Source organism: Ruegeria sp. BHSA123 (assembly GCF_059613425.1).
Genome location: NZ_JBXWSL010000029.1, coordinates 19,576 through 34,354, shown reverse-complemented (window position 1 = coordinate 34,354; position 14,779 = coordinate 19,576). Strand labels below are relative to the sequence as shown.

13 protein-coding genes are annotated in these 14,779 nt (G+C 56.7%); 6 read left to right on the top strand and 7 right to left on the bottom strand.

All coding sequences use genetic code 11. The features are described from left to right. Together AC2FNC_RS14125 and AC2FNC_RS14120 are read right to left on the bottom strand one after the other, a co-directional pair. Positions 1–1,639 (bottom strand): adenylate/guanylate cyclase domain-containing protein (locus tag AC2FNC_RS14125; RefSeq protein ID WP_496715663.1); only part of this gene is annotated, 1,639 nt, incomplete at its 3' end. An 87-nt stretch (positions 1,640–1,726) separates the two neighbouring features. Beyond that, positions 1,727–2,632: a LysR family transcriptional regulator gene (locus AC2FNC_RS14120; RefSeq protein ID WP_480555321.1), complete on the bottom strand. Its 906-nt coding sequence runs from the start codon at positions 2,630–2,632 to the stop codon at positions 1,727–1,729. 103 nt (positions 2,633–2,735) lie between these two features. Here AC2FNC_RS14120 and AC2FNC_RS14115 point away from each other — a divergent pair, with 103 nt between their 5' ends. From AC2FNC_RS14115 to AC2FNC_RS14095, 5 genes are read left to right on the top strand one after another with little or no spacing between them, the layout of a single operon-like run. After that, complete coding sequence (locus tag AC2FNC_RS14115; RefSeq protein WP_496715661.1) at positions 2,736–4,178, top strand: aldehyde dehydrogenase family protein; 1,443 nt, start codon at positions 2,736–2,738, stop codon at positions 4,176–4,178. Then, positions 4,178–5,152 (top strand): membrane dipeptidase, encoded by a 975-nt coding sequence (locus AC2FNC_RS14110; RefSeq protein WP_480625286.1) that lies wholly within the window; start codon positions 4,178–4,180, stop codon positions 5,150–5,152. The genes AC2FNC_RS14115 and AC2FNC_RS14110 overlap by 1 nt, the downstream gene beginning before the upstream one ends. 4 nt (positions 5,153–5,156) lie before the next feature. After that, positions 5,157–6,845, top strand: a complete 1,689-nt coding sequence (locus AC2FNC_RS14105; RefSeq protein ID WP_496715659.1) for a hypothetical protein — start codon at positions 5,157–5,159, stop codon at positions 6,843–6,845. Then, complete coding sequence (locus AC2FNC_RS14100) at positions 6,842–7,471, top strand: DUF3726 domain-containing protein (protein ID WP_496715658.1); 630 nt, start codon at positions 6,842–6,844, stop codon at positions 7,469–7,471. Before AC2FNC_RS14105 ends, AC2FNC_RS14100 begins: the two co-directional genes overlap by 4 nt. 11 nt (positions 7,472–7,482) lie before the next feature. Continuing rightward, positions 7,483–8,502 carry an Ldh family oxidoreductase gene (locus AC2FNC_RS14095; protein ID WP_496715657.1) on the top strand — a complete coding sequence of 340 codons (1,020 nt, stop codon included), beginning with the start codon at positions 7,483–7,485 and terminating at the stop codon, positions 8,500–8,502. A gap of 41 nt (positions 8,503–8,543) precedes the next feature. Here the strand turns inward: AC2FNC_RS14095 and glyA are convergent, their stop codons facing one another. Continuing rightward, the gene (gene glyA, locus AC2FNC_RS14090; protein ID WP_496715656.1) at positions 8,544–9,851 is read right to left on the bottom strand and encodes a serine hydroxymethyltransferase; all 1,308 of its coding nucleotides are present in this window, start codon (positions 9,849–9,851) and stop codon (positions 8,544–8,546) included. Positions 9,852–9,941: 90 nt separating this feature from the next. On the opposite strand from glyA, the gene AC2FNC_RS14085 reads away from it, so the two are divergent. Then, positions 9,942–10,826 (top strand): LysR family transcriptional regulator, encoded by an 885-nt coding sequence (locus tag AC2FNC_RS14085; protein WP_496715654.1) that lies wholly within the window; start codon positions 9,942–9,944, stop codon positions 10,824–10,826. Between the two features lie 410 nt (positions 10,827–11,236). Here AC2FNC_RS14085 and AC2FNC_RS14080 read toward each other — a convergent pair whose 3' ends face one another. From AC2FNC_RS14080 to AC2FNC_RS14065, 4 genes are read right to left on the bottom strand one after another with little or no spacing between them, the layout of a single operon-like run. Then, a complete protein-coding gene (locus AC2FNC_RS14080; RefSeq protein ID WP_480556023.1) occupies positions 11,237–12,754 on the bottom strand; it encodes an aldehyde dehydrogenase family protein in 1,518 nt (505 codons plus the stop codon). Positions 12,755–12,788: 34 nt separating this feature from the next. Then, positions 12,789–13,133 (bottom strand): cupin domain-containing protein, encoded by a 345-nt coding sequence (locus tag AC2FNC_RS14075; protein ID WP_480474664.1) that lies wholly within the window; start codon positions 13,131–13,133, stop codon positions 12,789–12,791. Continuing rightward, positions 13,130–13,495 carry a cupin domain-containing protein gene (locus tag AC2FNC_RS14070; protein ID WP_480556022.1) on the bottom strand — a complete coding sequence of 122 codons (366 nt, stop codon included), beginning with the start codon at positions 13,493–13,495 and terminating at the stop codon, positions 13,130–13,132. The genes AC2FNC_RS14075 and AC2FNC_RS14070 overlap by 4 nt, the downstream gene beginning before the upstream one ends. After that, positions 13,492–14,778 (bottom strand): glycosyltransferase, encoded by a 1,287-nt coding sequence (locus AC2FNC_RS14065; protein WP_480556021.1) that lies wholly within the window; start codon positions 14,776–14,778, stop codon positions 13,492–13,494. The genes AC2FNC_RS14070 and AC2FNC_RS14065 overlap by 4 nt, the downstream gene beginning before the upstream one ends. Between the last annotated feature and the right edge of the window lies 1 nt (position 14,779).

Genomic DNA, 14,779 nt, shown 5'->3' with positions numbered 1-14,779 from the left:
ACTGAACGATCCCCTGAATACTGCCGGGCACGCTTTGTTGGGTAAGTACATCTGTATTGCGCAACAACTGTTCAAGAAACAGCGGATTGCCCCCGGCGCGTTTGACACAGGTTTCCAGCAACTCGGGGTCGATGGCCGTGAATTCTTCGACCAACAGTCTGGCCTGTTCCTCGCCCATCGGCGCCAGTTCCATCTTGGACACCGGCGCGCCATCGGTTGCCATTTGCCAGTCCCGGTCAATCGGGTCGCCTTCAACCCGGCTGGTCATCATCAACACGCAAGGGATATTCCGCGTCGCCGCCGCAATATGAGAGCAGGTCACCAGGATCTCGGGCGAGGCCCAGTGGATGTCCTCGATCTGGATCAGCAGGGGGGCTTCCCGGCTGCTGGCCGACAGCAACTCTTCAATGACCTGCCGCCTTCCGCGCAAGCGGGTCTTGTTGTCCATCACCGCAAACACCTCGGCCAGACCGGCGTCCTGCTCCAGCTCAAGCAGCGCGTTGAGGTGCGCGGCGTTCGCGGGGCTGACCCAGCCCCTGGCGATTGCGTCCCTGGCCGCTGCGGCACCCGTTTTTGCGCCATCCGACGGGTCAAGACCCAGAATGCTGCGGGCGACCATCTGAATGGCCGAATGCCCTTCGCGCGCGCCGAAATCCATCACGACACCGTTGTGGATCGTGTAGGACTGGCCGGATGCCAGTTCAGCGACTTGCTCGGACAAATGGGTTTTTCCGATCCCGGGCTCACCCAGAATCACATGGACTTCGCCCTTGCCGTGGCGTTTGCATCGGTCAAATGTGGCCGAGAACACCGACAACTCCCGCTCGCGCCCGATGAACTTATGACGCCGTGTGCGAATGTTCCGGGCCAATCGATCCAGACGCCAAATTTCAACGGGATCATTCAGCCCTTTGATGGCCTTCACACCAAGGGATTCGCCCACGAATAGCGGTCCCAACGCGCGCTGAATGTCATGTGAAACCAGAGTCTCGCCGCCTGCGGAAATATCCGTCAGACGGGACGCCAGATTTACCCCATCCCCTGTGACAGTGTATTCTGTATGCGACTGACTTCCGGTCGTACTGGCAATGACCTGACCTGACGCAATACCGATGTGGCAGGAAAGCGGTGGTGACAAAGTCGGTAGAACTGCATGTATCTCGGCAGCAGCACGCGCCGCCCTTTCGGTGTCATTGGTATGTGAAATCGGCGCTCCGAAAACGGCCATGACCGCATCGCCGATATGCTTGTCTATACGACCACCATACTTTTCGACGACATTGTCCACTTTGCTGAAGAATTGATTCAGCAGCGCATGCAGATCTTCTGCATCCAGCTCACTGGATAGTTTCGTGAATGCGGTAAGATCGGCAAACATCACTGTAACCTGTCGGCGCGCGGGCTCGAGCTGTGCAGCAGGTTCAGGCTCTGCTGATGTTTGGCTGGTATCAATCTGTTCGATGGCGCGCAGCAGCCGCCGCCGATCACCGACGGCCGTCACCCCAATTTCGATCAAATCCTCGGCCGTCAAATCAGGCAGGATGGAGAAATCGATTTTGTTGTCTGCGAAGGCCTGCGCGTACTCGTTTAATCCAATTGCGCTCAGCCAGCCCCTAAGGTCCTGAGACATGTTTCCCATCTGAAGTCCCCCGCTTCAACCTGGAACCTAGCATGTGAGCCGCTTCGAGTCTGCTAGAACCTAATTAATTTGTGTTTTTGAGCAGGGTTAATCCAAAACTGGCTCCTGCACCAAGCCAGTGTTTCCGAAACCGCTGGACAGGATATACGAACAGCAGGCCTGGGTGATCTCGCGGAAGCGGGCTCTTTCTCGACGGTAAAGGTATACCTCTCGCTTGTCCGGCAAGTCTGAAATCGGGCGAAAGGCGACCGCGTCCGGGATGAATTGCGCGACGGTCTGCGGCAGGACCGTGATCCACTGGCCTGCCCTGACCGTTGTGATCAGCGAGTGCGTGTTGTGAATAGTAACCTCGGCCCGGTCCAGAATCTTTTTGAACGAGGATGATTCAATGATGTCGCACAAGGCGTTTCGCACGAAGGGTGCCGCCATCAGGTCACGGATTTCGGGCGGTTTGGCCTGTGTCATAAGCGGATGATCAGAAGCTGCAACGAGTCCGAACTGATCCTGAAACAGAGGCTCGGTACTGACCCCGTTCAGGGGATGATGGCCGGATGCAATGCCGATATCCGCCTTATCCCCGGCAACGGCGTCCAGAACCTGTTGCGAATCCCCGTCTCGCAACTCGATCTTCAATCCGGGAAAGCGTGATGCCATATGTCCCAGCAAGGCGGGAAAGACCAAAGCCCCCACAGACGGCACGGATACGATACGGATCAACCCATGTTCCGCCTGCGCCGCCATTTCTATATTCTGAACAGTCTGATCAAAATCGCGCACCTGTTTGAGCGCAAGGTCCAGAACCTGCTGACCCAGCGGCGACAGGTGATTTTTCCGTTCACCTTCAAACAGTTTCTTGCCCAGATGATCTTCAAACTGTTTCAGCATCATTGAGACGGCGGATTGTGTCCGACCCAGACGGCTGGCAGCCTCGGCAAGGTTTCCGGTTTGGGCCACGGTACAAAAACACCGCAGCATCTCGACTTTCATCGCCATACTTCAAACTTTCTGAAGTTTACTAAAGTTATTTGAGTTTGACTGATGTTAGTCGAAAGTTCCATCCTTACCCAAATCGAAATTTGCGAATTTGGGGCCTGACGTGACCAAACTGAACCTGATTGCCGGCGAATGGCTGGCGGGCGAAAGCGAAATTGAAAACCGCAATCCTTCGGATTTAAGCGATCTGGTTGGCATGTTCACACAGGCCAGCGCCAATCAGCTTGAGGCGACTCTGGATCAGGCGCGCGTCGCGCAGACCGAATGGGCTGCCTACGGGTTGGAGCGGAAACAGGCCGTCCTGAACGCCATCGGCAACGAGTTGATGGCCCGCGCCGAAGAACTGGGTACATTGCTGAGCCGCGAGGAAGGCAAGCCGCTGGCCGAAGGCAAGGGTGAGGTTTACCGGGCCGGTCAGTTCTTCACTTATTACGCCGCCGAGTGTCTGCGCCAGATCGGTGAAAACGCCGATTCCGTACGCCCCGATATCGAAGTGGATGTGCGCCGCGAAGCCGTTGGCGTTGTCGCAATCATCAGCCCGTGGAACTTCCCCACTGCAACGGCCTCGTGGAAGATTGCCCCGGCGCTGTGCTATGGCAACGCGATTGTGTGGAAACCCGCCAACATCACCCCCGCCTCGGCTGTGGCCCTGACTGAAATCATCGAACGGCAGGATGTCCCGAAAGGTCTGTTCAGCCTTGTGATGGGCTCGGGCCGTTCGGTTGGGCAACGTCTGGTGGAAAGCCCCAAGGTCAATGCGATTTCCTTCACCGGATCGGTGCCCGTAGGCAAAGGTATCGCCGCCGCAGCAATCCAGAACCTGACCAAAGTGCAAATGGAGATGGGGTCTAAAAACGCGCTGGCCGTGATGGACGACGCCGATCTGGATCTGGCGGTGACGCTGGCTCTGGGCGGGGCCTTTGGTGGCACCGGTCAGAAATGCACCGCCTCGTCGCGTCTGGTAGTTCACGCGGGCATCCATGATGCCTTTGTCGAGAAACTGGTTGCCGGTGCGCAGGCAATGAAAGTGGGTCACGCGCTGGAAGCGGGCGTGCAGATGGGTCCCGTCGTCAGTCAGCAGCAATTGAATGAAAACCTCACCTATGTCGACCTGGGCAAATCCGAAGGGGCCGAGCTGGCCTGTGGCGGTCAGCGCCTGGAGATGCCCCATGACGGGTTCTACATGTCGCCGGGCGTGTTCCTGAACACCACCAACGACATGCGCATCAATCGCGAAGAAATGTTCGCACCGCTTACATCCGTCATCAAGGTCGGCAGCTATGACGAGGCGCTGAGCGTGGTCAACGACACCAATTTCGGCCTGACCTCAGGCATCGTGACCAAATCACTGGCCCGCGCCACCCATTTCCGCCGCAACGCGCGCACCGGCGTGGTGACGGTTAACCTGCCCACCGCTGGCACCGATTACCACGTACCATTCGGTGGCCGGGGCGACAGCTCGTACGGACCGCGCGAACAAGGCAAGGCGGCAGCCGAGTTCTATACAACCGTCAAAACCGCCTATATCAGCGCAGGCCCGGTCTGATGCGGATCGACGGCCTGCAATATACCAACTGGTCGGAGAAGATCTTCCGCCAGCTGCGCGAAGGGGGCGTGGACGCGATCCATGTCACCATCTCCTATCATGAGAACTTTCGCGAAACGGTTCTGAATTTCGAGAAATGGAACCGTTGGTTCGAGCAGTACCCAGATCTGATCATGAAGGGCCGGTGGGCCAGCGATATAGACTCAGCCCGTAAAACGGGCCGGACCGCAGTGTTTTTCGGGTTTCAGAACCCGTCACCCATTGAAGACGATATCGGGCTGGTTGAAATTCTGCATGATTTGGGCGCGCGGTTCATGCAACTGACCTATAACAACCAATCCCTGCTTGCGACCGGTTGTTATGAGGCCGAAGACACCGGCATAACCAGAATGGGCAAGCAGGTGATCAAAGAGATGAACCGCGTGGGCCTTGTGGTGGATATGAGCCATTCGGCAGACCGGTCCACAATCGAAGCGGCTGAGATTTCGGACCGGCCCATCGCAATCACACATGCCAATCCGCACGAATGGTCCCCGGCCCTGCGCAACAAGCGAGATGATGTCATCCGCGCCGTGACTGAAAACGGTGGGATGCTGGGTTTTTCGGTCTACCCTCACCACCTGAAGGACAAGTCCGACTGCACTCTGGAGAGCTTTTGCGAGATGATCGCCCGCACTGCGGACAAATATGGGGCCGAACATCTGGGGATCGGCACTGACCTGTGCCAGGATCAGCCTGACAGCATCGTTGAATGGATGCGTGTGGGGCGGTGGACAAAAGAAATCGACTATGGCGAAGGCTCGGCCTCGGCCCCGGGGTTTCCACCAATGCCGGGCTGGTTTCAGGACAACCGAGACTTTGGAAACATCGAACAAGGGTTACGCGCGACCGGCCTGAACGATGACGAAGTGGCCGGGATCATGGGCAGGAACTGGTATCGGTTCTTTGCCGAGAACTTCGTCCCACAAAGGTAACCAAATGGAACCACACGCGCAGACAGAGATCGCCAGACGTGACCCCGCTATGGTCATGCGACTGTCACGACTGGGATCACTACACCAATGTCGGCTCAGCTTTATGCGGCAACTGACACGCCGCATGGCCGATGAAAACTGGAGATTTTCGCGCCCTGCATTTGAAATTGACGACAAAGGTGTCGGGCATGCGGTCTATACCGCGCAAGGCCCCGATCGCGCCTATTCGCTGGTCGCCTTTGCCCATGACCTGCCTGCCGATCAACGGTCAGACCGGGTTATTGCCGAAGCGTGGGACGCCACCTTTGCGCTGTTCGATGGCATCCCCACGCCAGAAGACATAGATCGCCTGTCCCTGAACGTACCGCTGCAAGAGGCAGGGCGTGTCAGCGAAACCGAATTGTCACTGTCACGCGCCAACCGTTCCGTGCGACTCTGGGCTCATGTGGTGGATCGTCTGGCTGCGGGCCAGCAACCGGACCTGGAACAGATTTATCAGGTCGGCTATCTGATGAGGACCACGGCTGTTTACGGGTCGGGCAAATTCGGCGCTGCGGATCGTGAGAAAACGGCGGACCGGAATGAGGTCAGTGGTCCCTTCCAGATCGAAATGCTGTCAGTCTATCTGACCCGAGTTTTTGTACGCGATCTGGTGCAATGTATGGCGCAGGTCAAAGGCGGGGATCAGACCTCTGCGCTTAATCCTGAAATCGCACGCTGGCTGGGCATCGGAAATTCCACAGGACTGGGAATGGCGCCGTTCATCGTGAACCATCCCGTTCTGTTCAACAACTGGATCATGGCGCGGGAAGAGGCCATCTCGCGCGTGCGGTCAATTGAGACAGCAACCGAAAAAGACGCGCGTGTCTTTCGCGACGTTTTCGCGCGCAGCAAACAGTCAATCACGTGGTGGCAATCTGAACACCCGATACAGGTTGAAAAACTCGCTGCGCTAAAGGACGACCTGAATTCAATCAGCGCATTTCTGGCTACGGACGACCTGACACAAGACCATCCGTGGGATCGAATGATCCGATGGTCGGAAACTGCGCTCAGCGAAGAAGGCCAGGAGTTGCTGGCCTCGCTGATCCTTGAGCCTTACGGAGATGTCGTGGACGGGCTGTCTAGCTGCATGGCGGACACAAATGCGGCTGCACAGGTGATTGATGGAGCGACGCGGGTATCCGATGTGCGCGACTTGATCCGCCAAAGCTTTGACTGGGCGCTGGACCTTGATTGGAGTGATCCGAAAAACTGCGCGCGGGCCTGGTACGTTTCCGAAGAGAAACTGGAACCCCGACTGGGTGAACGGTTTGAAGAACCGATTGCAGACTATGAACAACCGCTCGCGCCCGCGCGTGATGCGGCACTGGCTTTCAAGGCTTTGCAAGAGTGGCCGGATGATGCGCCGATAGCAGAGTTTCTTATGCGCCACCCTGAGCACCGCCACACCGTACGCCGCGCACAAATCAGCCGTGTCGCGCCATATGGTGAGATCCATGACAACACAATCGGCGCAAACGTGATGCCCATCGATATGTTGCGCGCAAAACTATCCTTCTTTGGCGCGACGCATTTCGACCCTCGTTCAGATCGCTGGGTCCGCATCTGCATGTATGCCGGCGCCCCCTACCCCGATGAGCTAAATACCGCGAACGCAGATTTGTGGGTTTATCCGGAGGTTGCGCAATGACCTTTTCATTGAACGAAGTCGAAGCAACAGCCAAACGCGCAACTCGTGGGGCCGGATATGCCTGGGGCGTGGCGGAAGAGGCTGCGAAAGCCACCCGGTGGCTAAACGCCCAAGGGTTCGACGGGCCCGCCATTCTGGCCCAACTGCTCAAACGTGAATATGCGCCCTGTCTGGAACGCCACATTCCTGTGCTTCAGAACGGAGTATGGGTTGGCCAACAAGACCTGTGCCCCCTGATGACCGGAGCTGCGATATCGGATTCACCGACCGTCCTGTCCCAAGGCACCATTTCGATTTCAAATCTCGCGGCACCACTGCTGTTGCTGCCCTTTGTCGCTGCGGGGGCCAAAAAACTGGGAACGACAGTAAAAGTCACCTTTGACGGGTATGCTGCGATAACTGATGGTGTTCATTTAAGCTGCGCAGACTGCAATTTAGACCGCGCTGATCATGTTGAAATAACTGAGGGCGGCCACATTCAAAACAGTCGTCCTCTGCAAAGCCGTGCCGCTCCAAATGCAGAGGTGTGGCAGATCCTCGACTCCATGGCGCACCGTACATATGCCCCTGCAACCGAAGAATCCCGACTGCTTGGCGCTGGTTCTGGCCTGTCGGACAATGACTGAAGGATCATCAGATGACCGAGACCCAAACCCTGTCGCTTGCCGAAATCGAAAAGCTGTCCTTCATCGCATTGGTTGCCGCTGGCACAAGTGAAGAAAACGCGCGCCCTCTGGCCGTGGCCACGGCGGCAACCGAAGCGGATGGGGTGGCCAGCCACGGCCTGGCTTATATCCCGATTTACTGTGAACATGTACAATGCGGGAAGGTCGACGGTCAGGCAGTACCGACGCTGGAAACCCCGCGCCCCGGCCTTATCCGTGTAGACGCTGCGACCGGGTTCGCACATGCAGCCATTGACCTGGGCTTCGAAGCATTAACCACGGCGGCACGCGAACAGGGCATCGCGGCTCTTGCGATCACCAACAGCTACAATTGCGGTGTGTTGGGTTATCACACGTATCGACTGGCGCAGGCGGGCCTGGTTGGTCTTGGATTCACCAATGCACCTGCATCCATTGCTCCTTCGGGTGGATCGAAGCCCGTTGTCGGCACCAACCCGTTCTCTGTTGCGGTACCGGGTCCAGACGGACAACCCGCGTTGCTGATCGACCAGAGCGCCAGCACCATCGCCAAAAGCGAAGTGATGAAACACGCCAGAGAAGGCAAAGCCATTCCGGTCGGCTGGGCGCTGGACCCGGATGGAAACCCGACAACAGACCCGAATGTCGGTCTGAAAGGAAGCATGGCCCCATCCGGCGGATACAAAGGTGTGGGTATCGCTTTGCTGACTGAAATCATGGCGGCCGCTTTGACGGGGTCTACACTTGGGCTGCATGCCTCTCCGTTCTCGGGGACGGTCGGGGGTCCACCGAAAACCGGGCAGTTCTTCATCGCTATTGACCCTGCGGTTTCGTCAAATGGACTGTTTTCAAACGCAATTTCGGACTTGGTCGCGTCGATCAGAAATCAGGACGGCGCGCACCTGCCCGGAGATGGGCGCCGTGCATGTCGCCTTGCGGCAGGTCAAAAAGGTGTCGCCGTCAACTCTGCTACATTGGCCAGAATTGAGGCGATTATTCAGGAAAACAGTTAAGAGCAGCCACCAGACCGGGCGATTGTGGTGGCCGCTTGCGCCTAGTTCACGAAATGCAGCGTGTCGAATTCACTGCGCCAGGCAGAGACTTCCAAAGCAACAGGCTCGCCGTCCAGACCTCGCCTGATCAAATCGGCGAGGCGCTCGGCATCTTGAGAGGTCATGCCCCAGCGAACCAATTCAGGAGTGCCGATCCGCAACCCATTCAAGTCCCCTTCAACCGGCTTGACAGGCAATCCGATGCCGCATGCAAGAAACCCGCTTTCGCGAAGTTTCTTTGATGCGGCCTGCCCTCCGCCATAGGGATCTGCCAGAACTGCGAATTGATGCGAATTGGTGAAGCCTTCCGCACCCGCATAAACGCGAACGCCCCGCGCATCCAACGCGGCGGCAAGTGCTTTTGACAGTGCAATCATCTCGTTTGCGTACACCTGGCCAAAATCTATCCAATCCAGCATCGTAACCGCAAGCGCGGCCGTTTTGGCGGCATCGAAATTGGCCGTCATCCCGGGAAAAGCAATGGCATCCAATGCTTTGGCGATGTCGACATCATTCGACACGATCAATCCACCTGCTGGTCCACCAAGGCTTTTATAGGTGCTCATGGTCATGAAATGCGCGCCCTCATTCAGCGGGTTCGACCATGCACGCCCCGCGATTATCCCGCACTGATGCGCGGCATCGAACATGACTTTCGCGCCAACTTCGTCCGCAATGGCCCGCACCTCGGCAACAGGGTGTTCAAAAAGGTTCAGACTTCCGCCGATCGTAATCAGCTTGGGGCGCTCAACCCGCGCCAGATCGCGCAGCTGGTCCAGATCGACGGTGTAACCTTTTGTGTTTACCGGAGCCTCGATCGTGCGCAGCCCGAACAGCCCTGCACAGCCCGCAGTATGATGGGTCACATGGCCGCCGATCGTTGCAGGCGGAGCGATGATTGTATCCCCTGGCTTACAGGTCGCCATGAAACCATAAAGATTTGCAATTGCGCCCGACGGCACGCGAACCTCTGCAAACCGGGCATCAAAGACCTCTGCGCAAAGCTCGGCCGCGATGACTTCGATTTCTTCGATTGCTTCCAGCCCCATTTCATATTTGTCACCGGGATAGCCCAGCGATGGCCGGGATCCGATACCCGACGACAAAAGCGCCTCGGCCTTGGGGTTCATGACATTTGTCGCGGGGTTGAGGTTGAAACACTCTTTCTCGTGAATGCGGCGGTTTTTCTCTGCCAGATGCACGATCCGGCCCAGTAGGTCGCCGGACGATGCTGATGCTGTCTTTGTTGAGATACTCTGAACCAGCGTTTCGCTTGCGGCGGGCACCCAGTCTCTATGTGCAAGTGTCATCTGACATCCTCCTTTTTCTTCCACTGTGGCCGCTGCTGCGTGACTTCGCAAAGCAGAATTGTTATTTCTTGGCGTAGAAAAACTAAGGCTATGATGATGAGCGTTTCCCCAAAGCGCCCCAAAGGGCCTCCACTGAACGCAATGCGCGCTTTCGAGGCGGCGGCGCGCCACATCAGCTTTGTCGCCGCGGCCGAAGAGTTGAACGTCACACCGGGCGCCATCTCGCAACACATCAAAACGCTGGAAGGCTGGGCCGGTGCACCCCTTTTCCGACGCAACGCACAAGGCGTAGAACTCACGCCCGAGGGGCAATCGCTGGTTGCTGGATTTACCCGGGCTTTTGACCAATTGGCCGACGCGACCCAGGCGCTGCGCAACCTTAAACCCAATGCAGATTTTCATATCGCTGCCTTGCCGGCCATTGCTCAACTCTGGCTCCCCAAAAGGCTACGCCAGATCCGATCTCATTTTCCCGACATCAGTTTTTCCGTCACAGCGCTGGAAGCGCCGCCGAGCCTTGGGCGCGAACTGTTCGACCTGTCAATCTTCTTCGCTCCACCGAACGACACGGCAAATCAGGTGGTTGTTTGCCCGGACGAAATCGTGCCGGTTTGTGCCCCGACACTTAAGGACCAAATATGCCGCGCAAACGGTTTTCGGGATTTACCGTTGCTGCACGATCTGGTGTGGAGTGAAGATTGGACCAAATGGGCCCAGCACTCTGGCTATGACCTGTATAATGCCAAAGGTGGTGCTCAATTCTCCCTCTACAGTCTGGCCGTAGAGGAAGCCAAGGCGGGCGCAGGAATACTGATGGGACACCTGTGCCTGATCGAAGACGCCCTGGCCACGGGCGAGCTGATCGTTGCGCATACCAAGTCGTTTCAAACCAACCGAGGACTGGTGATTCAATTGCCACAACGCACGCGCAGGAGACTGGAAACGGACCAGATTGTTGCCTGGTTGTCCCGTTGACCGAAGCCACTGACTTTCGGGTTATGAGGCTGACGAGATGAGGACGTTAAGCAATTGATCGAGTGGATCAATTGTAGTCTGAACGGCCTGTGTTGAGATTATTCGACCCGGTTGCGGGAGCCGGATTTGGCCTATGTCGAATGTCAGAGGAACTATTAATCTAACGGACAAACAGTACACATGCCCCGGTTGTTTAGATAAATGACCTTATTGGGACGGATGGCAGACCCACAGTAGAAAAGCGCTGAAGATGTCTTGCGGATTTTTCAGCCATTGGCCCGCTTGTGCCGGAGGGCCGCGGACTACCCGAACTGGACATTCTAAAATAGACATTGCAGTTCCGGTTGGCGGGACAAACCTGCCGTTAGCTCATCATCCGTTGTAGAGTCGATCAGGTCGCACCGATCACCCTAGCCGGTGTGCTTTCTCCCGCCTTGTACGTCATCTGAATAGAACCAGTCGTCGGGATATGGATACCACCAGTCCGCCTCCTTCGCCTTCGGGTCGATCACGACCATCTTGGATCGCCTGAATGCCTCGAGTCCCTGAAGGCCTAGCGTGCGTCCAAGTCCAGAATTCTTGATACCGCCAAAAGGCAAGGCATCGTTGTCCACCAGCGGGTTGTTGACCCAAACCATCCCCACCTGTAGTTCATTCACCCCCTGAAATGCCTCCTCCAAGTCGCTGGTAAACAGGCATCCGCCAAGGCCGAACTGCGACGCGTTTGCCAGTTCAAGTGCTTGGTCAAAGTCGCTAACCCGAATGACCGAAGCGACCGGCCCAAAGACCTCTTCCTGAGTTAGCAACATGTCCGCCGTCACGCCGGTCAGGATCGTTGGTTCGAAAAACCAACCTGGCCCTGCATCATCCGGGATACAGCCTCCTACTTCAACCACCGCGCCTTTCTCCGTTGCATCGCGCACCAGCCGCACGACCTTATCTCGCGCTTCCTTGGAGGCCAGAGGTCCAATTTCCGCCACCCCCATGCCGTCGCCGATGCGCAGTTTCCGGGTTCTGGCCACGAACTCGTCGACAAAATCGTCATATACATCATCGACCACAAAAATCCGTTCAGACGATGTGCAAACCTGACCCGACTGCAAAAAGGCAGCAGTCACTGCTCCGGCAGCAGCGACCGCGATGTCGGCGTGTTTACTGACGATAAGTGGATCGCTCCCGCCAGCCTCGATAATTGCCGGTTTTAGACTCTCTGCTGCGGCCACCGCGACTGCACGACCTGTCGGCACGGACCCTGTAAAGGCGACCACATGGGTTTTGGGGCTGGCAATCAACTGTTTACCCACGTCTGCCCCGCCCGACAGGCAAGCAATAAGGTCTTGAGGCAGCGCCTGAAAAAACTCCATGAACGCCATCGTGCACAAAGTTCCTGCGGGTGAGGCTTTCAACACAACACCGTTACCTGCCGCAAGTGATGCGGCCATCGACCAGCAGCCAAGAATGAGGGGGAAATTATATGGAACCACATGCACGGACACGCCGTAGGGCTCGTATGTCTGATACTGAAAAGATCCAGTTTGCATGGTGCCCGCGATCTTGCCCGCGTCATTGCGCGCCATCTCGGCATAGTACCGGAAAACCGGCGGGATATTCGCAATCTCGCCGATCGATTCAGGGTAAGGTTTGCCCGTTTCCAATGTCATCAAACGGGCGACCTCAGTCATGTCGCCGCTTTCGATCTCGTTGGCGATCTGATGCAATACCCGCGCGCGAGACTTGCAGTCCGTTGCAGACCATTTCCTTTGCGCCGCATTGACCCGATCCAGAACCTGGTCCACGATCTGCGGCGACGGTTCACCAAAAACCCCGACGGGCTGCAAGGTAGACGGGTTGACCAGCGTGGTCCCACTACCCTCCAATAGGACATGCCGAGGGTTTAGGTAGTAGCTGGATTTGAACGGGTCACGCATTGGGCAGCCCCCTTGTTTAACAGGCATTGCGCCGTTAGCGGATCATGTACACTTTCTTGACCGTCTCGTGGACAGTGCATACGCCTTTCCAGTCCTGCGGAAAAAAGGCCGCCGTATCGGGCGTAATCTCAATTACCTCTCCGTTTTCATGGACATAGGTACAGCGGCCTTCCAGAAAGTGGCAGAACTCGTCCTTGGTGACGTGACATTCCCACTTACCGGGAGTGCAGACCCAAAGGCCGCATTCGGACCGGCCGTCAGGCCCCTTGTGGATCAGCTTTCCCGACGTGCGGGATTGCCCTTCAATCATCGTCGGGATTACCCCCCAATCGACAAGGTCAGTCTGCTGGAGCGGGTTTTGCATACTTGGCGTGGTCATGATTCAGGTTCGCGATCCGTTAGGTAGTAAGTGTTGCGCAATGTTTCCACGACCGTGCATTCCCCTACCCAACCGGCGGGGAATAGTACGGCCGTTCCGGGCGTAACTTCGATGCTTTCGCCTGCATCCGACTGATACAGCGCACGGCCCTGCACAAAATAGCAAAACTCGTCACGCGGGATCGTTAGGCGCCAACGGCCTGGAGTACAGACCCATGCGCCGATCTCCGGCCGATTGTCCGGGCCTTTGTGAACCAGCAAGCCCGATGAATGCGACTGGCCTTCAATCATGTCCGGCTGTAACCCCCAGTCCGTAAGGTCGGTGCGGGTCGAGATTTCGGAAAGATGCGGGGCGCTGCTCATTCCGCGGCTTTCAGGATGTCGTCGAGAATGCCAGCTGCCTTGGTCGGACCATGCCGTGACTGCATGTGAGCAGAGGTTGCCGCCATCTTCGCCTGCATTCCTGGATCGTTGATACATTTGTCGAGGGCAAAAGCCAATTCATCATCGGTCCAGTCGTATCGGTGAAACCCGAATCCGTGGCCTGTTTCCTGAACACGAGTGGCGTTATCGTGGCCGTCCCAGACATAGGGCATGATGATTGCTGCTTTACCGAAATACAGGCACTCGGTGAACGAGTTGTTACCGCCATGATGTATCACCGCGTCAACCTGCGGAATTACCGAAGGCTGGGGATACCAGCTCTGTATGTGCACGTTGTCGGGAATGTCTGTGTATTCGTCCATGTAATCCCCGACATTTACGAGCGCCCGGTAGGGCAACTTGGAAATGGTCGAAATGATCCTCTTTAGCAGGTCGGTGTCACCTGCACCAAGCGACCCGAAAGATATATAGAGAAGTGGTTTGTCATTGTTGGACTTAAACGTTGGCACCTCAAAGGGTTCTTCTTCGCGTACGCAACCTTCGAGATACTGGAACCTGTTCGGGTCCAGTGGGTTCTGCCGTTCGTACTTTGCCGGCTCGGGATAAAGCAGAAGGTTCATTGTGGGCGACGCTTCGAAAAACTCTCCGATCGGATAGGCATCTTCGTTGCATCTGGCCAGGAACGCATTGTAGTCGTCGTGGATCGGCTTGATCACCTCGTGGAACTTTGCCTCATAGGCCTCCATGCCCTCGCGGTCATCCACCCGGCAGCCCGATAAGTGCGGCGGCACAATCGGGTCTGGGATTTCGTTTTCGGAACATGAGATGATCCGCACCCACGGTACGCCGAACTGCTTGATGGCTGGGAACATAATGACATTATCCACGCAGATCATATCTGGTTTGATTTTTGCCAGTACCTCGGGCAGATCTTTTTGCGCCCATTTTGCGCTGTCGACGATCGCCTCCCAGCAATCCTTTACGTAGTTATCGATCTGGTCAATCGGGCTTTTGCGAAAATTTGGGATGTGACCGTTGATGAAATCTTCCCAGAACTTTGCCATCGCCTCGGGTTCCATCGGCTCGGACAGGGCAACAGGATGCGCCTCAAACCCATAACCTTCATATACCTCGACAAAGCCGGGATCGCTTAGAAATACGGCCTTATGGCCCAGTTTCTCGCAGGCCTGCGCGATGCCAACCGAATTCAGCGCAGGGCCAAAGGCAGCTTCGGGGAAGAAGGCGATGGTTTTCTGTGACATT

What these genes read in the sequence shown, in the direction of transcription:
- AC2FNC_RS14070 (WP_480556022.1), bottom strand. Translation starts at nt 13,495, where the DNA reads ATGAGCAGCGCCCCGCATCTTTCCGAAATCTCGACCCGCACCGACCTT.
- AC2FNC_RS14120 (WP_480555321.1), bottom strand. Translation starts at nt 2,632, where the DNA reads ATGGCGATGAAAGTCGAGATGCTGCGGTGTTTTTGTACCGTGGCCCAA.
- AC2FNC_RS14075 (WP_480474664.1), bottom strand. Translation starts at nt 13,133, where the DNA reads ATGACCACGCCAAGTATGCAAAACCCGCTCCAGCAGACTGACCTTGTC.
- AC2FNC_RS14095 (WP_496715657.1), top strand. Translation starts at nt 7,483, where the DNA reads ATGACCGAGACCCAAACCCTGTCGCTTGCCGAAATCGAAAAGCTGTCC.
- AC2FNC_RS14065 (WP_480556021.1), bottom strand. Translation starts at nt 14,778, where the DNA reads ATGTCACAGAAAACCATCGCCTTCTTCCCCGAAGCTGCCTTTGGCCCT.
- AC2FNC_RS14100 (WP_496715658.1), top strand. Translation starts at nt 6,842, where the DNA reads ATGACCTTTTCATTGAACGAAGTCGAAGCAACAGCCAAACGCGCAACT.
- AC2FNC_RS14080 (WP_480556023.1), bottom strand. Translation starts at nt 12,754, where the DNA reads ATGCGTGACCCGTTCAAATCCAGCTACTACCTAAACCCTCGGCATGTC.
- AC2FNC_RS14105 (WP_496715659.1), top strand. Translation starts at nt 5,157, where the DNA reads ATGGAACCACACGCGCAGACAGAGATCGCCAGACGTGACCCCGCTATG.
- AC2FNC_RS14110 (WP_480625286.1), top strand. Translation starts at nt 4,178, where the DNA reads ATGCGGATCGACGGCCTGCAATATACCAACTGGTCGGAGAAGATCTTC.
- AC2FNC_RS14085 (WP_496715654.1), top strand. Translation starts at nt 9,942, where the DNA reads ATGATGATGAGCGTTTCCCCAAAGCGCCCCAAAGGGCCTCCACTGAAC.
- glyA (WP_496715656.1), bottom strand. Translation starts at nt 9,851, where the DNA reads ATGACACTTGCACATAGAGACTGGGTGCCCGCCGCAAGCGAAACGCTG.